General features: G+C 66.1%; 18 protein-coding genes. 10 read left to right on the top strand and 8 right to left on the bottom strand.

What is annotated here, in order from left to right; genetic code table 11:
* Window positions 1–18: 18 nt before the first annotated feature.
* Window positions 19–249 carry a hypothetical protein gene (locus DPM35_RS32260; RefSeq protein ID WP_146768005.1) on the bottom strand — a complete coding sequence of 77 codons (231 nt, stop codon included), beginning with the start codon at window positions 247–249 and terminating at the stop codon, window positions 19–21.
* Between the two features lie 160 nt (window positions 250–409).
* On the opposite strand from DPM35_RS32260, the gene DPM35_RS28325 reads away from it, so the two are divergent.
* Window positions 410–2,329: a LuxR C-terminal-related transcriptional regulator gene (locus tag DPM35_RS28325; protein ID WP_245431677.1), complete on the top strand. Its 1,920-nt coding sequence runs from the start codon at window positions 410–412 to the stop codon at window positions 2,327–2,329.
* 125 nt (window positions 2,330–2,454) lie between these two features.
* On the opposite strand, the gene DPM35_RS28320 is transcribed toward DPM35_RS28325, so the two are convergent.
* Window positions 2,455–3,048 (bottom strand): DUF922 domain-containing Zn-dependent protease, encoded by a 594-nt coding sequence (locus DPM35_RS28320; protein WP_112130513.1) that lies wholly within the window; start codon window positions 3,046–3,048, stop codon window positions 2,455–2,457.
* Window positions 3,049–3,223: 175 nt separating this feature from the next.
* Here DPM35_RS28320 and DPM35_RS28315 point away from each other — a divergent pair, with 175 nt between their 5' ends.
* The 4 genes from DPM35_RS28315 (at window position 3,224) to DPM35_RS28300 (ending at window position 5,753) form a co-directional block, all read left to right on the top strand.
* Window positions 3,224–3,457, top strand: coding sequence for a hypothetical protein (locus DPM35_RS28315; RefSeq protein ID WP_112130635.1), 234 nt, complete (start codon window positions 3,224–3,226; stop codon window positions 3,455–3,457).
* 105 nt (window positions 3,458–3,562) lie between these two features.
* Window positions 3,563–4,660: a flavin-containing monooxygenase gene (locus tag DPM35_RS28310; protein WP_112130511.1), complete on the top strand. Its 1,098-nt coding sequence runs from the start codon at window positions 3,563–3,565 to the stop codon at window positions 4,658–4,660.
* Between the two features lie 127 nt (window positions 4,661–4,787).
* Window positions 4,788–5,417, top strand: coding sequence for a glutathione S-transferase family protein (locus DPM35_RS28305; RefSeq protein ID WP_112130509.1), 630 nt, complete (start codon window positions 4,788–4,790; stop codon window positions 5,415–5,417).
* Window positions 5,418–5,525: 108 nt separating this feature from the next.
* The gene (locus DPM35_RS28300) at window positions 5,526–5,753 is read left to right on the top strand and encodes a hypothetical protein (RefSeq protein ID WP_112130507.1); all 228 of its coding nucleotides are present in this window, start codon (window positions 5,526–5,528) and stop codon (window positions 5,751–5,753) included.
* Window positions 5,754–5,883: 130 nt separating this feature from the next.
* Here DPM35_RS28300 and DPM35_RS28295 read toward each other — a convergent pair whose 3' ends face one another.
* The 3 genes from DPM35_RS28295 to DPM35_RS28285 form a co-directional block, all read right to left on the bottom strand.
* Complete coding sequence (locus tag DPM35_RS28295) at window positions 5,884–6,885, bottom strand: aldo/keto reductase (protein ID WP_112130505.1); 1,002 nt, start codon at window positions 6,883–6,885, stop codon at window positions 5,884–5,886.
* Between the two features lie 67 nt (window positions 6,886–6,952).
* Complete coding sequence (locus tag DPM35_RS28290) at window positions 6,953–8,236, bottom strand: D-tagatose-bisphosphate aldolase, class II, non-catalytic subunit (RefSeq protein ID WP_425373424.1); 1,284 nt, start codon at window positions 8,234–8,236, stop codon at window positions 6,953–6,955.
* A complete protein-coding gene (locus tag DPM35_RS28285; RefSeq protein WP_112130501.1) occupies window positions 8,233–9,225 on the bottom strand; it encodes a tagatose kinase in 993 nt (330 codons plus the stop codon). The genes DPM35_RS28290 and DPM35_RS28285 overlap by 4 nt, the downstream gene beginning before the upstream one ends.
* A gap of 295 nt (window positions 9,226–9,520) precedes the next feature.
* Between DPM35_RS28285 and DPM35_RS28280 the strand changes: the two genes are divergently transcribed.
* The 4 genes from DPM35_RS28280 to DPM35_RS28265 all read left to right on the top strand — a co-directional run bounded on the left by DPM35_RS28280 (window position 9,521) and on the right by DPM35_RS28265 (window position 14,038).
* Window positions 9,521–10,834, top strand: a complete 1,314-nt coding sequence (locus DPM35_RS28280) for an ABC transporter substrate-binding protein (protein WP_181592179.1) — start codon at window positions 9,521–9,523, stop codon at window positions 10,832–10,834.
* A gap of 235 nt (window positions 10,835–11,069) precedes the next feature.
* Complete coding sequence (locus DPM35_RS28275) at window positions 11,070–11,840, top strand: L-iditol 2-dehydrogenase (RefSeq protein WP_112130499.1); 771 nt, start codon at window positions 11,070–11,072, stop codon at window positions 11,838–11,840.
* 70 nt (window positions 11,841–11,910) lie between these two features.
* Complete coding sequence (locus tag DPM35_RS28270; protein ID WP_112130497.1) at window positions 11,911–12,924, top strand: zinc-dependent alcohol dehydrogenase family protein; 1,014 nt, start codon at window positions 11,911–11,913, stop codon at window positions 12,922–12,924.
* 103 nt (window positions 12,925–13,027) lie between these two features.
* The gene (locus tag DPM35_RS28265; protein WP_181592189.1) at window positions 13,028–14,038 is read left to right on the top strand and encodes a LacI family DNA-binding transcriptional regulator; all 1,011 of its coding nucleotides are present in this window, start codon (window positions 13,028–13,030) and stop codon (window positions 14,036–14,038) included.
* An 88-nt stretch (window positions 14,039–14,126) separates the two neighbouring features.
* Here the strand turns inward: DPM35_RS28265 and DPM35_RS28260 are convergent, their stop codons facing one another.
* From DPM35_RS28260 to DPM35_RS28250, 3 genes are all read right to left on the bottom strand, one after another.
* On the bottom strand, window positions 14,127–14,624 hold the full coding sequence (locus DPM35_RS28260; protein ID WP_112130492.1) for a GNAT family N-acetyltransferase: 498 nt from the start codon (window positions 14,622–14,624) through the stop codon (window positions 14,127–14,129).
* A 405-nt stretch (window positions 14,625–15,029) separates the two neighbouring features.
* On the bottom strand, window positions 15,030–16,238 hold the full coding sequence (locus DPM35_RS28255; RefSeq protein ID WP_112130490.1) for an FAD-dependent oxidoreductase: 1,209 nt from the start codon (window positions 16,236–16,238) through the stop codon (window positions 15,030–15,032).
* Window positions 16,235–17,767, bottom strand: a complete 1,533-nt coding sequence (locus DPM35_RS28250) for a glucosamine inositolphosphorylceramide transferase family protein (protein ID WP_112130488.1) — start codon at window positions 17,765–17,767, stop codon at window positions 16,235–16,237. Before DPM35_RS28250 ends, DPM35_RS28255 begins: the two co-directional genes overlap by 4 nt.
* A 246-nt stretch (window positions 17,768–18,013) precedes the next feature.
* Between DPM35_RS28250 and DPM35_RS28245 the strand changes: the two genes are divergently transcribed.
* The gene (locus tag DPM35_RS28245; RefSeq protein WP_112130631.1) at window positions 18,014–20,116 is read left to right on the top strand and encodes a GumC family protein; all 2,103 of its coding nucleotides are present in this window, start codon (window positions 18,014–18,016) and stop codon (window positions 20,114–20,116) included.

Here is a 20,116-nt window from a genome sequence, read left to right as displayed (position 1 = left end):
CGGCAAATCCCGGCAAGGTCAAGCCCGAAAGATGCCGAGCAGGCCAAGCCATGAACGGCGGCGCGCGGCGTTCGGCTCGACGCGTGTCTCGCCCGGCGCGGTCTCGTTGGGCGGCAGCAGGTAAAGCCAGGCCAGCATCTCGTTGGCCTCGCCGCAGCAGGGTCCGACGATGCCCGCGCAGAGCATGCTCAGCGCTTCACCTCGCGACAGCGACGTCGGTGCAAATGACGTGTCAGTCCTCGCATGCATGATCGACCTCCGTGACTGGCGTCGGCGCCATGTGCCGCCATGGACGCCATCATCGTCCCGAGGGCGTTCGTTTGTCCTGAGACAATCCTGATTTTTCGCTGAATCCGTTCCGGCTAGAGCGTTTCACCGTTTCACGGAAACGGCGAACCGCTCTATCTCCTTGTTTTTACGCAATTCCGGACAGAAAACCGCTCACACTTTTCTTGGAATTGCTCTAGCGGCGCCACAAAGGCTTGGCGAGCTCATCGCGCACCTGATCCATAGTAAGGCCGATATCGCCGATGAGATGCGGCGTGTCCCGCGCCTTGGTCGCAAGGTTCTCGCGGAAAAAGGCGCGCTCGCGCCACGTGGCGAAAAGGCCGAGCAGGCCGGGCCGGCGTGGCAAGAGGCTTTCTCCGATCGGCGGTTCGCGGACATCGAGCCGCACGGCACCATAAAAATCGGAAATCGTGTTCAACGTCGGTTTCATCATCGGCTCCTCGGGAACGAATGGCCCTCATCGAGGGCATGCGAGGAGCCTGAACCTCCGGCCTTGGCCGCGCCATCGGTCGCATGCAGTGTCTTGGGTCCTGCATTTGTAGTATTTTTGCAGCGGCGAGCGTTTGGTAATATTCCCCGTCCGCGGGTAGGGATCGGGATGGACCACAACGCCACGCTCACACCGGCCATGTCTTCGCCCGGCCAGCCCTTGCCGGCCCTGTCCGAGCGCGAGCGCGCGGTGGCGGAAAAGTTTGCGGCTGGCCTGACTTACCGCGAGATCGGCGAGGCGCTGTTCATTGCCCCGTCTACCGTGCGCACGCATCTTGCCGCAATCTACGAAAAGCTCGGCGTGCGCAGCAAGGTCGCGCTCGCCATGCACATCAACGCCATCGCAGCCGCGCCGGCCACGCCCGAAGCCTCGCCGGTGCTTGCGATATTTCCAATCGAATGCCTGAATGCCGACGAGCGCTGGCACCGCTTTGCCGACGGCCTGTCGTCGGATATCACCGTCGATCTTGCGCGCTACGCCGACATGCCGGTGATCGCCTTCCACACCATGAAATCGCTGGGCAGCAGGCCCGCCGATTTCGCCGCGGACGGCAAGGCGCTGGGCGCCACCTATATCGTCTCGGGTCAGTTGCGGGCCGACGACCGCCGGATCCGGTTGACGATCGAACTTGCAGATGCACGGACCGGCGTCAGCCTGTGGAGCGAGCGCTTCGACCGTCCGGCGGAGGACATCTTCGCTCTGCAGGACAGCCTGACCGAAAGCGTCATCAATGTGCTCGCCGGCTGTTTCGGCGCGATCGCCACGGTCGGCCGCAATGCGATCCGTCGCAAGCCGCCGGCCAGCCTGCGCGCCTATGACTGCCATTTGCTGGGGGTCGAGCAGCACAACACCTTCAGCCGCAGCGGCAACAGGGAAGCCATCAGGTTGTTTTCACGCGCCCTTGAGCTTGACCCGACCCTGGTCAGGGCCTGGACCGAACTCGCCTACGCCTATTCGATCGAAGCGTGCAACGGCTACGGCGACGACCTGAACACCTCGATCGCCAAATGGCGCTGGGCGGTCGAGAACGCTCTGCGGTTCGACCCGACCGACAGCAGCGCGCACACCTGCTTCGGCGATCTCATGGGCTGCCTCGGCGATCTGGAAGCGGCCGAAAGCGCCCACCGGCGAGCCTTCGAATGCGGCTCCAACCATGCCGACACGCTGGCACTGCTTGCCGGCAGCAAGGCATTGGTCGCCGGCGATCCGGCTGAGGCGATCCCGCTCATCGAGCGCGCCATGCGCCTCAACCCGCTTGCTCCGCCCTGGTATTTCGGCATGCAGGGCCGCGTCCTGTTCGCGGCCGGCAGGCACCGGGAAGCCATTGCGGCGCTGCGGCGAAGCACACCGGATTCTCCTCACGTGCTGGTCTTTTTGATGCTCGCCCATGCGGTACTGGGCGAAGGGCCCGAGGCCGCGGTCATCGCGGCCAGGCTGGGGGCCGAATTTCCCGGCTTCTCGATCGAGGGCTTTATCTTGGGCTATCCGGTCTCCAATCCCGACGCCGCGCAGGCCATGCGCGAGGCGGCGAAACTGGTGCCGATCCGCTAGCCCGATCAAAAGTAGAGGGCGCCCTCTTCAACCCGCGTTGCAGGAATGGCACTGCCGGTGAAGCAGCTAATCTCCCCGTCACGGGGAGATGAGCTGTGCCGGCGGCGGCACTGTTCCTGCCAGGACTAACCCCCGCCCAGAAACGCCGCGATCAGCTTCAGCATGTTGCCGTCCTGCCCGAACTCTTTCGAATCGAAGTCGCGGCTGCCCTGGCGCTGCGCCCTGGAGAGCTGGTCCAGATAGGCCGTCAGTTCCGCCCTGACCTTCTTGCAGCCGGGATCGTTCTCGGCGGTGAGGCCGGTGCTGAAGGCGACGATCCTGTCGACCATGTCGATGATGCCGGCGCCGTGCACCTTCTCATGCGCGATCAGCCCGGCGGCGAACCTGTCCCAGCGCGCCTGCAGGGCAGGGTCCAGCTTTCCGGCCGGCTTCGGCAGCGTGTAGGTGATGATCAGCTTCGGCCGTGCCGACTTCAGCACGCAGGCGCTGCCTTGCGACTGGTAGTCGCGCTGCCAGGTCAGCTTGAAGAAAGTGTGCGCGATGACGCGCCGCCCGCTGCCGGCCGCGCCGACCACCGGACCCTTCTCGCCGATCGACAGATAGAGCTGCTCCGCGCTCTGGCCTGAGACGGTATAGGTCTCGATCTTCTCGATGGGCTTCCAGTCTGCCCGGGCAGGGGAGGTAAGGAGCAAGGCGCAAAGCAGGATGGCGAGTTTCATGAGGGACTCGATGGGGATTCCGTGCGTGAGGTGCATAGCGGTTGTCTCGTGCGAGATCAAAGCGCGCCGGCAATCCGGCCTTCGGGGAAGGAGACTACGACAGGCCGCTCCGGAACCTGCTCCGCCCGTCATCCGTTTCCTTGGGCAATCATCCCAACCTATGGGGGAGGACAAGATGACCCGCAACGAGATCATTTCCGTGCTTGGACCGGTCGACGAGGCCGTCATTGCCGACATCGCGCTTACCGGCGCAAACCTCGAGGAACTGCGCGAGGCCTTCGCCTGGATCAGCGCCGACGAGGCGCTGGTGAATGAAGGTCACCCCATGCCCGGCACTCGCGTGGCGAAACTGATCGAGATCCTCGAACCGCCGGAGGACGAGCCCGAAGCGCCGCGCGCGACGGACTAGGGCGCCGGCGCTCTGACAGGCGTGAAGCATAGGTGCTTCTCCCCACTTGCCCCTTCAACCCCTCCCGTCATAGCTTTTACCGCCTTGGCGGGAGGAAAAAGGCGTTTGGAGACCAATGTCGTCATTGTCGGCGCCGGCCCCGCCGGTCTCGCTGTCGCCGCCTGCCTCAAGCAGGCGGGCGTGGATTTCCTGATCCTCGAAAAGGCCGGCGAGGTTGCGCCGTCCTGGCGGCGGCATTACCGGCGGCTGCATCTGCACACGGTGAAATCCTTCTCCTCCCTGCCTTTCGTGCCGTTCCCGAAGAACCACCCCCGCTACGTTCCGCGCGAAAAAGTGGTGGCCTATCTCGATGCCTATGCCGAGCGCTTCCGCCTTGAGCCGCGCTTCGGCGTCACCGTGAAATCCGTCCGCCGCGACGGTGGAAAACTCCTCGTCGAGACCGATGCCGGCACTTTCAACGCCCGCAAGGTAGTGGTCGCCACCGGCAACAATGCCGAGCCGATCGCGCCAAGCTTCCCGGGCATCGAGGATTTCAAGGGCAAGGTGCTGCACAGCGCCGCCTACACCGAGGCGGCGCCCTATGCCGGCAAGGACGTGCTGATCATCGGCATGGGCAATACGGGCGCGGAGATCGCGCTCGATCTCGCCGAGAGCGGCGCCGTGCCCACGATCTCGGTGCGCAAGGGCGTCCACATCGTGCCGCGCCAGCTTTTCGGCGTGCCGATCCAGATGGTGGGCATCGCCAGCCGGACCATGCCGCGCTCGGTCAATGACTGGATGTTCCCGAAAATCCTCGACCTCGCGCTGGGCCGGCTGGAGCGATACGGCATCGTGCGGCCGAAGCAAGGCATCCTGCAAGGGATCGAGGCCGGCCGCATTCCGGTGATCGATGTCGGCACGGTGGCGGCGATCAAGGCGGGGAGGATCGGCATCGCGCCGGACATCGCAAGCTTCACCGGAGCCGGCGTGAAATTCGTCGATGGCGCGGAGAAGAAATTCGACGCGGCGATTTTCGCCACCGGCTATCGTCCGGCCTATGACGCCTTCCTGCCGGCGGAGCTCAGGCCGGACAAGAGCGGCGTGAACGCGCGGGCACGCGAGTTGGGCGTCTATCTCGTCGGCTTCTACAATCCAGTGACCGGGCTGCTGCGCGAGATCGGCATCGAGGCGCAGGCGGTGGCGAGGGATATTGCGGGGCGGTGATGAATGCGGCCAATGTGATGGGCCGAGTTCCTTCGCCCCTCTCGCGCCGACCTTGCTGAATCATGAATCGGGTGGCGCTAGTTTCTTCCCGCATGCGAAGCCACCTTACCAACCGGGGACCCGCGCCATGCTCACGCTCTACGATTATCTCCCGTCGCAAAACGCCTGGAAGGTCCGCGTCCTGCTCGGCCTGCTCGGCATCGCCTACGAAACCCGCATCGTCTCGATCTTCGAGGGCGAGAGCCGCACGGAGGCCTTCCTCAAGCTCAACCCGGCGGGCGCCGTTCCGGTGCTTGCCGTGGAGAATGGCCAGGCGATCGCCGAGTCTAACGCGATCCTCATGCTCGTCGCCGAGGGTACGCCCTATCTGCCGGCGGACCGGCTTGCCCGTGCCAAGGTCATGCAGTGGTTGTTCTTCGAGCAGTATTATGTCGAGCCGGTCATCGGCTCGCTGCGCTTCTGGACGCTGACCGGCCGCCTGGAGCGCAACCAGGCGCTGGTTGCCGGCAAGCGCGAGGCGGCCGCGCGGGCGCTTGGCGCGCTGGAGCGCAGTCTTCGGAACACGCCTTTCCTTATCGGCGATACGCTCACCATCGCCGACATCGCCGTCTATGCCTACAGCCACCGCGCCGAGGATTGCGGTTTCTCGCTCGCCGACTATCCGGCGGTCGAAGCCTGGGTGGAGAGGGTTGGCGAGGCGATCGGGCCCGGCTATCCGGTGCATCCCTACAGCATCGATCCGCATTCGGGCGGGTGAGCCGCCGGAACAGAGCGGCGGGCAGGGCGTTTCCCAATAGCGGCATGTTGGACGTCGCCTGACCCGGCGCTCGCCGCAGCGTTCCAACCAGAGCCACGGAGGCCCGCAATGGTCCGCACCCTCGCCATCGCAATCCTCGCCACTGGCATCGTGAGCCTGCCCGCCATGGCGGCCGAAAAGTATTGGGTCGCCAGGGACGCGGTCTCCAAGCAGTGCGAGATCGTGCCGAAGAAGCCGGATGGCACGCTTGTCATCGATCTCGACAAAAAGACCTACGCCAGCGAGGGGGAGGCGAGGAAAGCGATGGAGGCGAGGGCGGATTGCAAGAACAAGTAGGGCGTTGAGAACTGCGCCTAAAGCGCGTCGCGATCCTTCGGATTCCTTCGGATTCGCTCCATGCGCTTTAGGTCTTGATTTTACGCATGTCTTTGTCCCGAAACCGGTTCCCACTTTCGGGAGACATGCTTTAGCGGTCCACCAGCGACATCGTGCGCTCGTTGTACCTTGGCCCGGACACCTTGTCGGGCGTCAGCGCCATGTCGAGCCCCAGCATCTCGGTCGCATCGAGCGTGATGTCCGCCGCCGCGACATTTTCCTCCAGATAGATCCGCCGCTTGGTGCCGGGGATCGGCACGATGTCGATGCCGAAGTCCGGCCCCTTGGCGAGCAGCCAGGCGATCGCGATCTGGCCGGGCTTCACGCCTTTTGCCGCGGCGATGTCGCGCACCACGGCGGCGGCCGCGACATTCAAGTCGAAATTCTCGCCCTGGTAGCGCGGGTCGCCGCGGCGGAAGTCGCCCTCGGGATAGTCTTCCGCGCGCTTGACGTCGCCGGCGAGGAACCCGCGGCCGAGCGGCGCGAAGGGCACCAGGCCGATGCCCAGCTCCTTCAGCGCCGGGATGATCTCGGGCTCGAGGTTGCGCTCCCACAGCGAATATTCGCTCTGCAGCGCCGAGACCGGATGCACGGCATGCGCGCGGCGAATGTTGGCAATGCCCGCTTCCGACAGCCCGAAGAAGCGCACCTTGCCCTCGGCCACCAGTTCGCCGACCGTGCCGGCGACGTCTTCCATAGGCACCGCAGGGTCTACGCGGTGTTGGTAAAGCAGGTCGATGCGGTCGGTGGCGAGCCGCTTCAGCGAAGCGTCGACCACCTCGCGGATGTGTTCGGGCCGGCTGTCGGTGCCGGCCTGCTTGCCGTCGACGATGCGGAAGCCGAATTTCGTCGCGATCGTCACCTGGTCGCGCCGGCCTTGCAGCGCGCGCCCAAGCAGCTCCTCGTTGACGAAAGGCCCATACACCTCGGCCGTGTCGAGAAAGGTGCAGCCGAGCTCGATCGCGCGGTGGATCGTCGCGATCGATTCCTGTTCGTCGGCCGGGCCGTATGACTGGCTCATGCCCATGCAGCCGAGGCCTATGGCCGAGACTTCAAGCCCCTGGCTGCCGAGTTTCTGTGTGCCGAGGCTCATGCATTTCTCTCCGGCCGAATTTGCAATCCGGCTAAAGTTATAGGGCCGCGCGAGAAGGCGTCCAGCGTCAGGCGGGGTGGCAAGCCGCGTCGTAATCGGCAAGAACCAGGTCGACGGCGGCGAGCAGGATCGCCTGCGGGTCGCCGGCGGGGCCGAGTTCCGCCGGCAATGTCGGCAGGAACTGCCGCATCAGCGTTTCGGGAATGGCGACGCCGCTCAGCGCCTCGCGCAGGCGCGCGACCGCGACGCTTGCCGCGGGGTTGGTCCAGTAGTAGCGGATGCGGTCGCTGTAACTGTATTGCCGCTGCAGATAGAGACGTTTCTCGTTGCCGTGATAGTGGCTGCGCCAGTAGCCGGGCGCCGACAGCATCAGCGTTTCCATCGCCCGCGCAAGCGGGCGCTCGCCATAGCCCGAGACCATCTCCGATGCGATCAGATCCAGCCCGTAGAGCGACTCGCGCAGCGCGAAGGTCAGGCCGGGCCCGACCTTGAGGATGGGAAAACCGTTGGCGACCAGCGCTGTCAGCGCCGCGCGGCTCTGATAGTCGGTCGAATGTGCCTCGTAGACCAAAGCGGTTTCCCGATCGAGCAGCGCGGTCAGCGGAGCGGACGCCTCCGGCCTGTAGGCGACGACGTTCTCGCTGCCGAATTCGACGCCGGGCTGCACGACCACGCCGATGACGCGGCCGAACGCTTCGTCGAGCCCCTCGCGGGCAAAGATCTCGCGATGGATGTCGATCGTACGTTGCGCGGCACTCGCCTCCGTCGGCTTCAGGTCGCTGATGGCGTGGTCGGCGCCGCCGGGCACCGGCACCTCCGTGCCGATGATATAGACGGGCAGGGCACCCCCGCGCGAGCGCGCCGCCTTTTCCGCCGCCTTGGCCAGCCGTGCGGCGCGCGTGGCGATGGTCTCGTCGTCGAGCGCCGCCGGCTCGCCGGCGCAGCCCATCGAGGCGTCGAGATGGATCTTGCTGAAACCGGCCCAGACATAGGCCGTGACCATCGCTTCGGCCTTGCTCATCGCTTGTGCCGCCGGCTCATTTTTCCAAGGGTTTGGTCCCAGATGATCGCCGCCGAAGATGATGCGCGAGGCAGGGAGTCCCTCGCGGCCGGCGATCTCGCGCACGAAGGCGACGAACAGGTCCGGCGTCATGCCGGTATAGCCACCGAACTGGTTGACCTGATTGCAGGTCGCCTCGATCAGAAGCACCGCGTCCTGGTCCGCAACGGCGCGCCGGACCGCCGCCTGGATAACCAGCGGATGGGCCGAGCAGACCGAGGTGATGCCGTAGGGCTTGCCGTTGCGGCGGGCAGTGGCGAGGCCTTGAAGCGGATTGATCGTCATCGTCATACCGCCCGATCCGTGCCGGCCCGATCTGTCCCTGCAATGAAACGGTCGAGCGCGTCGAAGCCGGCAAGCCCTTCCATCGGCCCGAGCCGCGTCACGTTGAGCGCTCCGGCCGCATTGGCGTAGAGCAGTGCCTTGCCGGATTCGATACCCAGGCGCCGGCAGGTCAGATAAGTGGCGCCGAAACAGTCGCCTGCGCCGGTCGGGTCGACTTCCTCGACCAGGAAGCCGGGGCAGTCGGTGCGGCTGCCGTCGGCGCCGAAGCGGGTCGAGCCGGCCGCGCCGCGCTTCAGCACGACCTCGCCGACGCCGCGCGCAATCAGCGCTGCGACCGCTTGGCCTTCATCCTCGACGCCGGCCGCCGCGAGCAATTCGTCGCCGGAGGGCAACAAAAGGTCAGCGCCGTCGACCAGCGCGGAAAAATGCGCGCCGTCGGCGCCGTCGATCAGTTCCTTGCGCACATTCGGGTCGAAGGAGGTTGAGCCGCCGCGCGCGCGGACTGACTTCAACGCATAGGCGACGATTTCCTTCAGGCCGGCAATCGACAGCGCCGAGCCCATCACATGCAGGTGGCCCGCGCCGTCGGCGAGCCGCCGCGCAGCGTCGGTCAGCGTGATGCGGCCGGCGGCGGATTCGGCGATGTTGTAGACGAAGTCGCGGCCGCCATCGGGCCGGTAGCGCACGAAGGCGCTTCCCGTCGGATATCGATCGCTGACCGACACGGCCGAGACGTCGACGCCGTCACGCCGCAGCCGTTCGAGGTTGATGGCGCCGAAATCGTCGCGCCCGACGCAGGCGATGATGCCCGCGCCGCCGCCGAGCTTCGCCACCTGGTCGATGAAGATGGCGGGCGCGCCGCTGGGGTAGGGGCCGGTCAGTGCCAGCGGCTCGAGGAAGCCGAGGCCACGCTCGCTCGCCATGATCTCCACCAGGATCTCGCCGGCAACGATCGTCGGCCCCGTCGCTTCGGCGGCGATCTCCCCTCGGCTCATTCTCAGGCTTCCTTCTCCCTTGGCCGGACCGTCGCCGGTACGCGCCAGTCCACGATAGCTCCGGACTCCGATCGAGGTAAATCGAGGTGACGACGATGTCAACAGAAACTATACGTATGTTCATTTTTCGATTAGCGCGCGGCAGCCTTCGTTCTGCACGAGGAAGGCCTCTTTTCAGCAGATAGCGACAGAAGCGCGTAAAACGGGGCTTGACTGTCGGATCGTGTAGCGCGATAGAATATGTACGCATGTTCAGTTTTACATGCGCATTCGTAAAGGAGGAGACGAAATGCCAATGCGTAGGTCTATGGGAATTCTCGCCGCGGCCACCGCCGCCTCGGCGCTGATGGCGGGCGCAGCGCTCGCCGAGGAAATCACTGTCGCCACCGTCAACAATGGCGACATGATCATCATGCAGAAGCTGACGCCGGAGTGGGAAAAGGCGACCGGCAACAAGGTCAATTGGGTGGTGCTCGAAGAAAACGTGCTGCGCGAGCGCGTTACCACTGACATCGCCACCAAGGGTGGCCAGTTCGATGTCATGACCATCGGCGGCTATGAAACGCCGATCTGGGGCAAGGCCGGCTGGCTGACGCCGCTCAACGACCTCGGCGCCGACTACGACTATGACGACCTGATTGCGCCGGTGCGCAGCGGCCTGACCGTCGACGGCAATCTCTATGCCGTGCCCTTCTATGCCGAGAGCTCGTTCACGCTCTACCGCAAGGACCTGTTTGACGCCGCCGGTCTGAAGATGCCGGAGCAGCCGACCTACGACCAGATCACGGAATTCGCAGGCAAGCTCACCGACAAATCGAAGCAGCAATACGGGCTGTGCCTGCGCGGCAAGCCGGGCTGGGGCGAGAACATGGCCTTCGTCGGCACGCTGGTGAACACGTTCGGCGGCCGCTGGTTCGACATGGACTGGAAGCCGCAGCTCAATTCCGACGCCTGGAAGAAGGCGATCGGCTGGTATGTCGACACCATGAAGAAGGACGGCCCTCCCGGCATCAGCTCCAACGGCTTCAACGAGAACCAGACACTGTTTGCTTCCGGTCATTGCGCGATCTGGATCGATGCCACGTCCGCCGCCGGCCGCGTCTACGATCCGAAGCAGAGCAAGGTCGCCGACAAGGTCGCCTTCGCCAAGGCGCCGGTCGCGGTCACGCCCAACGGGTCGGCCTGGGGCTGGGCCTGGAGCCTCGCCATTCCAGCCTCGACCAAGAAGGCGGACACGGCGAAATCCTTCGTCAAATGGGCGACGTCGAAGGCCTATGTCCAGCGTGTCGGCGAGACCGAAGGCTGGGTCGCGGCACCGCCGGGAACGCGCAAGTCGACCTATGCCAGCGCGGACTACCAGAAGGCGGCGCCGTTCGCCGCGACCGTGCTTGCCGCGATCGAATCCGCCGATCCGACCAAGCAGACCAAGGACCCTGTGCCCTATACCGGCATCCAGTTCGTCGCCATCCCTGAATTCCAGGGCATCGGCACCCAGGTCGGCCAGGCGGTTGCCGCGGCGGTCACCGGCGAGCAGTCGGTCGACGACGCGCTGAACAGCGCGCAAGCCTCGGTGGAGAAGACGATGGAGGAAGCGGGCTACATCAAATAGGCGTCCGCTCGAGGCAAGCCGGGAAGCGGAACGTGCGCCGCTCCCGGCCATCCGACCCGCCGCAGAACTCCCTTGCGGCCGGGCCGGAGGATGCGCGGATCCGCCTGGCATTTCGAGGAGAAGCGCGCAGCGTTTCTTCCTTCGCAATTGCTTGAGCAAAGGTGGATCCGTGCGTTCCTCGCGAGCACCTGTGCCCGACATCATTTTTCGAAACGTGGAAGAATCGGATCCTGGAATGAAGCTGAAGGACAAAACTGCCCTGATCACCGGCGGCGCGCGCGGCATCGGCCTCGGTTTCGCGCAGGCTTTTGCGCGCGAAGGCGCCAAAGTGGTGATCGCCGATATCGACATCGAGCGTGCGACGCGGGGGGCGGCCGAAATCGGTCCGGCGGCCAGCGCGAAGAAGCTCGACGTCACTGATCTCGCCGCCATCGAGAGCGTCGCGGCGCAAGTCGACCGTGAGTTCGGCGGCATCGACATCCTGGTCAACAACGCTGCCATCTTCGACATGGCGCCGATCACCGACATCACCGAACAAAGCTATGAGCGCGTCTTCGGCATCAACCTCAAGGGGCCGCTGTTCATGATGAAGGCGGTGTCCAATCTGATGATCGCGCGCGGCCGCGGCGGCAAGATCATCAACATGGCAAGCCAGGCCGGCCGCCGCGGCGAGGCGCTGGTGACGCTCTATTGCGCCTCGAAGGCGGCGATCATCTCTGCGACGCAGTCGGCGGCGCTTGCGCTGGTCAAGCACGGCATCAACGTCAACGCCATTGCGCCGGGCGTCGTCGACGGCGAGCATTGGGATGTGGTCGACGCGCATTTCGCCCGATGGGAAGGTTTGAAGCCGGGCGAGAAGAAGGCGGCGGTGGCGAAGTCGGTGCCGATCGGCCGTTTCGCGCAGCCCGAGGATATTGCCGGGCTCGCCGTGTTCCTGGCCTCATCCGACAGCGATTACATCCTCGCGCAGACCTATAATGTCGACGGCGGCAATTGGATGAGTTGAGACGCAAAGCAATTCCAGGAAAAGTGTGCAGCGGTTTTCCGTCCGGAATTGCGTCAAGCAGGAGACGACGATGAAGGCGATCCGATTTGCCGCCGCGGGCGTTGCCGGCATGGCGGAACTCGAAATGCCGGGCATCCGGCCCGGCCACGCTCTGGTCAGGGTGCGCGCGGCGGGCCTTTGCCACACCGATATCGACGTGCTGCACGGTCGTTATGGTTCAGGCGCGTTTCCGCTGGTGCCTGGCCATGAATATGCCGGAACGATCGAGGCCGTCGCCGAGGACGTGACGTCGGTGAAGCCCGGCGATCGCGTCGCCGTCGACCCCAACATCCCATGCGGGCACTGCCCGGCTTGCGCGAAAGGCCTGACCAACCTCTGCTCCACGCTGAAGGCCTATGGCGTGACGGAGAATGGCGGTTTTGCCGAGTACAGCCTCGTCGCCGTCGATCATCTCCATGGCATCGGCGATCTCGCTTTCGAGACGGCGGCGCTCGCCGAGCCGCTGGCCTGCGTGCTGAACGGCCTCGGCGCGGCCGGGGTAGGGGCAGGCGGCCACGTGCCCGGCAACGCGCTCGTCTTCGGCGCCGGACCGATCGGTCTGCTGATGGCGCTGTCGCTCAAGGCCAGCGGCGTGGCGAAAGTGGCGGTGGCCGACATCAGCGAGCCGCGTCTTGCCTTCGCAGCCTCCCTTGGACTGGAACCGCTGGTGTCCGGATCGCAGGATATCGCGGCGCGGGCGCGCGGCTTCGACTTCGTCGCCGACGCGACCGGCATCGCCAAGGTGGTCGAAAGCATGATCGGCCTCACCGCCGATGGCGGCACGGCGCTGGTTTTCGGCGTCTGCCCGCCGGATGCTCGCATCGCGGTCGCACCGTTCGAGATATTCCGTCGCCAGATCAGGCTGGTCGGATCGCATTCGCTGAACCGGAACATCCCGCAGGCGCTTGCGATCCTGAGCCGCGACGACGGCACCATGGCGAAGCTGGTCAGCCACCGGCTGCCGCTTGGCGAGGTGCTGCCGTTCTTCGCAAAGGGGGGCGGCGATCCCGCGACGATGAAGGTACAATTCTCGGCCGAGGCTTGAACGGAGGCACGATTGCCCGCCTTTGCGCCAAGCGGTGACTCAAGTAGACAGTCGTGACGGCGGTACCGACAGGGGCAGAAGGATGGCAAAGACGATCAGGACGATGGAGGACTTCTCCGCCTTTGTCGGCCTGTCCCGCACCACGGTCTCGAAATACTTCAACGATCCGGGTTCCGTGCGGCAGAACACCCGCAGCGTCATCGAGGCGGCGCTGAAGAAGTCGGACTTCCGGCCCAGCATATTCGCGGTCAATCTGAACCGCCGCCGCTCCAACATCCTCGGCGTCATCATCCCCAATTCGACCGATCCGTTCTACATGGCGCTGACGCGCCGCATCGAGACGATCGCCAACGAGGCCGGCTTCCTCGCCTTCGTGCTGTCGTCCGATGGCCGCGCCGAGATGGAGGACCAGGCGATCCAGACGTTCCGCTCGATGAACATCGCCGGCGCCATCATCGCCCCGCTTGGCGTGCGCTCGCACCATCGCGTGCTTGCCGAGCTCGGCGCGTCGATCCCGCTGATCTATGTCGACTCGCCGCTCGACGAGACGTCGTCCTTCGTCGGCACCGACAACCGGCAAAGCTTTCGGCTGATCGTCGACTATCTCTGCCGCTCGGGCGAGCCGCCCTGCTATTTCGGCATGCCGCTGGTCAACAACAACGCCACGGCGAGGCAGGAAGCCTATGTCGAGGCCATGCGCGAGTTCAAAGTGACGCCGTCGATCGTGGCGGTCGAGGATGCCGGCTCCTGGGATTTCGAGAAGTTCGGCCATGACGAGGCGCTGCGCATCCTGAAGGGGCAGGGATTCCCGACCGGAACCGTGCTGTGCGCCAACGACCGCATCGCCTTCGGCGTCATCAGCGCAGCCTACGCGCTTGGCCTCAAGGTCGGTCACGGCGCCGATTGCGACCTGCGCGTCGCCGGCCATGACGACCATCCCTTGTCGCGCTATGCCTGCCCGCCGATCACCACCGTGGCGCAGAACTACAACGAGATCGGCCGCCTGGCGATCGAGCTCCTGCTGCAGCGGCTGGATGAAGACGCCCCGCCCGCCAAGCGCGACAACGCGCGTGTCCTGCTCAACGCCGAATTGATGCTGCGCCGTTCGGCTTGAGGGAGCCTCCGGAGCAATTCCCGGAAAAGTGTGAGCGGCTTTCCGTCATGAATTGCGTCAAAACAAGCAGACAGAGCGGCTCGCGGTTCTAAGCCCTCGGCAGCATGCGCCGCATGATCAGCGAGGCGTGGCCGTCGACGCCGTGGGCGGCCTCGCGGCGTTCGACCACCTCGAAGCCGTGCTTGCGGTAGAAGGCGATCGCGCGGTCGTTGCCCTCGATCACCTCCAGCGCGATCGAGGGGATGCCGGCATGCGCGGCAAGCACGGCATGCAAAAGGTCGACCGCAAGCCCGCTGCCGAACGCCTGCGGCTCGATGTGCAGCCGCTCCAGCGAGACGTCGCCTTTTCCATCCATCGCCGCCATCGCATAGCCGGCGATCGAGCCGTCGGCGCGTTCGGCGACGAAGGACATCTTGTCCTCGTCCTCCAGTTCTTCCGCGAGCTTGTCCGGCGCATGCCTTTCGTCGGAAAGCCGGGCCACGGTCTCGTCGCCCATGATCGGCGCGTAGGTCCGCCGCCAGGATTGGCCGAGCAGCCGTGACACGTCGGCAAGATCGTTCCTCGTCATCGCGCGGATGCGGGTCATGGTCGTTGTCCTTGTTTCGATCCGAAGATAGGGCGAAGCCCGGTGCGGGGCCAATCCCCGTGCGCGGAAGGCGCGGATCCTGTCGGCGCCCGCGCCGGGCGTTCGAGCGGGTATCACGGGCGGCTGAAACGATCCGAAGCAACCCCGGCGCGGGCTCCGCGGCGGTGAGAGCCGGTCCCTGCGTGCCGCCGCTCGATAGCCCGCTGCCGAACCGATAGAGGCGGCAGCGGGCCATTGAAGCGACGCTGTCCCGCCAAGCAGGAGACACTGCTCAACGTTGATTTACGCCGGCATCGCCAGGCAGCGCGACTTACGGATTCGTAAGCTCGCTCACAATGGCGTTCCCGGGCGCGCCCGGCGGCGCAACGCCCGGCCGCCTGCCGGCCTGGGTGGAAGCAACGCCTCTCACGCCGCGCGCGGCTCGGCCGGTTTTCCTGCTTCGCGGAACCGTCGGCCGAAGACCATCAACTGCCGCGCGGTGTTGTTGCGCAGGCGGCGCAGGCGCCATTCCAGTCCGGTCTCGGTGGTGATGCGCTTGGCATAGATGCTGGCGCGCAGGGCCCTGGTGTCGGCCGCGATCTTGATCGGATCGTCATAGAAGGCGCAGATCTTGTCGGCCACCATGCCGGGCGTTGCGAGCCAGGCGGGGATATGCGTGGAACTGAGGCATTCGACATCGGTGAGCACGCGGTGGATGCCGTCGCCTTGCGCAGGGCAGGTCGTGACGAACGCATCGCCGATGAAGACCACGCCGTCGCGGCGATGGCCCTGGGTCGTCGTCAGGCTGACCTGCCGCACCTCGACCTCGCTGGCGACGGCGAAGTTGCCGCATCGCTCGGCAATCTCCGGCATCAGGTCGAGAAGCATCTGTTGTGGGTTCTCGCGGAACGCACGCACCCACGGGTCGGCGACGGTCCGATAGACGAACATGTTCGCCCGCAGCCGCTCGCCGATCCGGAAGATGGTAAGAAAGGCAATGCGATCGGCGATCCGCCTTCCGTAGAAGGTGAGGGATTGCAGGCCGAATTCCTGCGGGCTGATCGCCAGATCGAAGCCCATCGTCAGCGAATGCGCCTTCGATTCCTCGATGCGCTCGACGCCGATGGCGCGCCGCACCGCCTCGCTGTAGCCGGTGGCCACCACCAAGAGCCGGGCATCGATGACCGAGCCGTCGGTGAGCACCAGGCGCTGCCGGTCCGGTCCGGTCGACACCTCGGCGACCTTGCCCACCGTCAGCAGCACTTCTGGAGGCAGCGCCGCTCGCATGCCGTTGACCAGCGGCGCGTAGGAAAAGGCGTATTCGAAGGTCTGCTTGCGCTCGAACAACTGGCCGAAGCGGAAGATATGGAGATCGGTCATCGGCGTGGAGATCGACCTGAAGACCGAGCCCAGGCCGAGCTTTTCGAACAGCCCCATCTGTTCCGCGCGGGTTTTCTCGGCCCGGAATTCGTCATGATGGACACGGTGCGGATCGATCAGCGCCACCTTGCGGCCCGCTCTGGCGAGCGTTATCGCCAGAACGGTTCCGGCCAGCCCGGCGCCGACGATTGCCACCTCCACCTCGGTCCGGCCGGGCGGGGCGGCGGGCGCTTCGGAGTTGCCGGTGGTGCTCATTGCTTGTCTCCACGGCCCGTGGGCATGCTGTCCCGCCGCTGGGTCTGCTTCCAGCGCGGTGCCATTGCCGAACCATCTATGAATTCCAGTCCGCCCGCTTCGTTGAGCGTATGCAGCTTGCGGCCGGCCCAGCCGGCGCCCGGGTTGAGGATCGTCTCGACGACCTGTTCGAAGCCGTCATCGTCGAGTCGGGTGACGCGTGCGATGCCGAGCGCGGCGCCATAGCTCCTGCGGCAGTCCTGCACCGGACGCAGAAGCTGGCCGCCACGGCTCACCATGCGGCCCGCCGGCCGCGCCGAGGCGATGTCGACCAGCAGCGGGTTCTTCGGATGCGGTGTCCACGGCCCGCGGAAATCCGGCGCCGACCACAGATGCAGCTGGTCGGAGAAGGCGCCGCCGCCGTCGCGCACCGTGGCGAACATCCACCAGCGTCCTCCATGCTCGACAAGCGTGGCGTCGCTGGCGACGATGTCGGAGACCAACGTCGCCTCCTTCACCCAGCCGCCCGGGAAGGCGGTGGCGCGGTAGAGGTCGACGCTGCGGTTGGCGCCGCTTTCCGGCACCATCCACATCTGGCCGTCGCGCTCGAACACGAAGGGGTAGGAGAGGTGGTAGGGCAGTTCCAGCACCGGCTTCGGCGTGCCTGCCGGCCCGTTCGGCCCGAAAGCCACCGCCGACAGGATCGCCTTGCCGGCGCTATGGATGTAATCCTCGACGAACAGCGTCACCTGGCCGCGGTAAAGCACGGGGAAGGGATCGGCGTAGAAACGGCTGCCGTCGTCGGCCAGGTCGCGCCATCCCGATTGCGGGTGGGCGCGCAGATCGTAAAGGTCCTTGCCTTGCGTCTCGCGCCAGCCGACCCGCCAGTGTGGGGCGTTGTAGCACAGATGATAGATCTGCTGGACGATGCGCCGCACTGTCGCCTTGGCGGCCCGCACGCCGAGCTTCGTGGCCGACGGCATGGGCGGAGGCGATGCGCCGGATGGCGGTTCGGGCAGCACGGGCAAATGCGAGCGCGCGGCGCCGGCCACCGCCGCCGCGATCAGGCTGGCCGTGCGCGCCAGTATGTCCTGGAAGGACGCCAGCGCGATGCCGTGATATTCGGTGCCGAGCCGCCCTTCGGCGATGGTCGCGCCGTTCTGCTCCAGGCGGGCGAGCGGCGTGCGGCCGGCAAGGATGAGCGCCAGCAGGGCTTCCTCGCCGCAGACGCCGTCATAGGCGAGCCGCCAGACCTGTCCGCTTTGCGGCTCGACATCGCCGACAAGGTCGATGGCGAGATCGGCCGACTGGGACGCCCTCGCATGGCCGGCCAGAGCCGAAATTGGCACACGCCTGGCCGTCCCATTGGCGGGCAGCCGGTGGATAAGCGTTTCAAGCTGGAACAGCGCCTCGGCCGCGCGCGGCACGCCGCCCGCCGCCGGACGCGCGTCGACGCAAAGCTCGACGCCCGGCAGCAGCGACAGCCGTTCGGCCAGCATGACATGGAAAGCGCGCACGCGATCGCCGTTGAGGCGCAGGCTCAGGCGCATGGCCGGTCCCCGGGCGACTCGCCTCCGGAACTGGCAGGCAGTCCCGCCGGGTCTAGTTCCCGCCGCATGCGCACGATGTCTCCAATTTCAGCTGCACCAGATTTCCACTGTGTTGGTGCAAACTTCGTGCCAGGGCAGCCTCAATTTATGAACATAATTAACAGTGTTTTAATCGTTGCCGGGAATAGCTAGGCTGACGCCGCATTTCTCGTCTTGCCGGCCGATGGAGCGTTGTCGGAGCGACCTTTGCAACCACCCCTGCTCATGGTGCCTCAGCAGAACGCTTCGGAGGCGGTCGCGCCGGCGCCAGCCTACTACGCGCCCGCGCCAGCGTCGGCCACGGTCGAGCTTGGCGATCTCGGCCGCATCCTGTTGCGGCGCCGCTTCCTGATCCTCGCCGTCTCAGCGCTGCTTACCGCCGCGACGCTCGTCTACACCATGCTGACGCCGGCGCTCTACTCCTCGACGGCGCAGATCATCGTCGATCCCGAGGACCTCCAGGTCGTCACCAACGACGTCAATCCGAGCCGCATCTCGCCCGACGGCGGCATCACCCAGGTCGAGAGCCAGGTCAGCGTCGCGCAGTCGAACGGCGTCCTGCTGCGCGCGATCAAGGCGAAGAACCTCACCGAGGATCCGGAGTTCAACGGGCAGGGCGTTCTCGGCCGCTGGATGGGCATGATCTTCGGCGACAATGAGAGCGACAGGGCGGCAACCACGCTGGATTCGCTGCGACGCGTGCTCGCGGTGAAGCGCGACGACAAGGTGCTGGTGCTCAACATCATCATCACCGCCAAGAGCGCGCAGAAGGCGTCGGACATCGCCAACGCCATCGCCAACGCCTACCTTGCCGACCAGGCCTACGCGCGCAGGGAAAAGGCGGCCAAGGCCTCCGAGGCGATCACCGCGCGGCTCGACGAACAGCGCAAGCGCGTCGAGCAGGCCGAGAACGCCGTCGAGGCCTACCGCTCGCAGCACAACATGGTGATGGCCCAGGGCAATCTGGTGAGCGACCAGGAACTGACCGGGCTCAATGCCGAGCTGACCGCCGCGCAGGCGCGCACCCAGCAGCTCAAGGCGCAGGTCGATCAGTTGCGCAGGCAGGGCGGCGCGCCGGATGCGACCTCGGAAGCCACGCGCTCCTCGACGATTTCGAGCCTCAGGGCACAGGAAGCGGCGCTGGTCGACCAGATCGCCCAGCTCGGCACCGGGCTCGGACCGCGCCACCCCTCGATGATCGCCGCCCAGCAGCAGCTGCGCGACCTGCGCGCGCTGATCCAGCGCGAGCTCGGCCGCATCGTCACCGCGGCGGAAACCGACTATGAGCGGTCCCTGGCCAACCAGCAGGCGCTGCAGGCCAAGGTGGCGGCGCTCAAGTCGAAATCGCTCGATACCGACCAGGCTTCGGTGCGCCTGCGCGAATTGCAGCGCGACCTCGACGCCGTGCGCACCGTCTATGCCAACTACCTGCAACGCGCCCAGGAAACGCGCGAGCAGACCAATGTCGACAGCACCAATGCCCGCATCATCTCCGAAGCCATGCCGGCGCTGAAGAAGAGCTGGCCGCCGAAGGGGCTGCTTGTGTTCGGCGCCGTGTTCGGCGGGCTGGCGCTGGGCATCGGCATGGCGCTGATCGCCGAATATCTTTCGCCGACCGTGCTTTCCGCCAACCAGATGCAGTCGGCCATCGAGGCGCCGGTGCTGGGCGTGCTGCCGGGCAGGGGACGCCGCCGCTTCGGCCGCGCGGGCGGCGTGGCGCAAAAGACCGACGCCGTGGCCGGACTGGCGCTGCAGCGCATCGCCGCCACCACAAGGCGTCCGCCCGACTGGCCGCTGGTGCCTTCGATCCTGGTCGCGTCGCCACCCGAGGACAAGGCGCAGCGCTCGAGGGTCGCGTGGCAGCTCGCCAACGCGGCGGCGGCCAGGGGGCGACGCGTGCTGTTCATCGACATCAATGCCGGCAAGGGCCAGAAGGACCCGCAGCCCGGCGTGCTCGACGTGCTGCGCGGCGAATATCCGCTCGACGCGGTCAGCCGCTATGCGCCCGGCAGTTCCGTCGCGCTCATCGGCCGGGGCCGGCCCGCGGCGGTGTTCCAGGAAGCGCAGGCGCTCTATTTCGCCCACCGCATGCTGGCCGAGGCCAATCGCAGCTTCGAGCTCGTCGTCGTCGACGGCGGCGCCCTGGCCGACGACCTCAACGTCCTGCCGCTGGTCGCCATGGCCGACGAGATCCTGCTCGTCGCCAGGTTGAACGCGACGCCGATGCGCGACGTCGCCTCGACCTCGGAAGCGGTCTCCGTCATGGGGCGGCTGCCGACCGGCGCCATGCTGGTCGACGAGGCCGCCTGA

Origin of the sequence: Mesorhizobium atlanticum, assembly GCF_003289965.1 — a bacterium.
GTDB classification, from domain to species: domain Bacteria; phylum Pseudomonadota; class Alphaproteobacteria; order Rhizobiales; family Rhizobiaceae; genus Mesorhizobium; species Mesorhizobium atlanticum.
The sequence above is the reverse complement of the archived record's forward strand: the minus strand, read 5'-3'. Positions and strand labels throughout refer to the sequence as shown.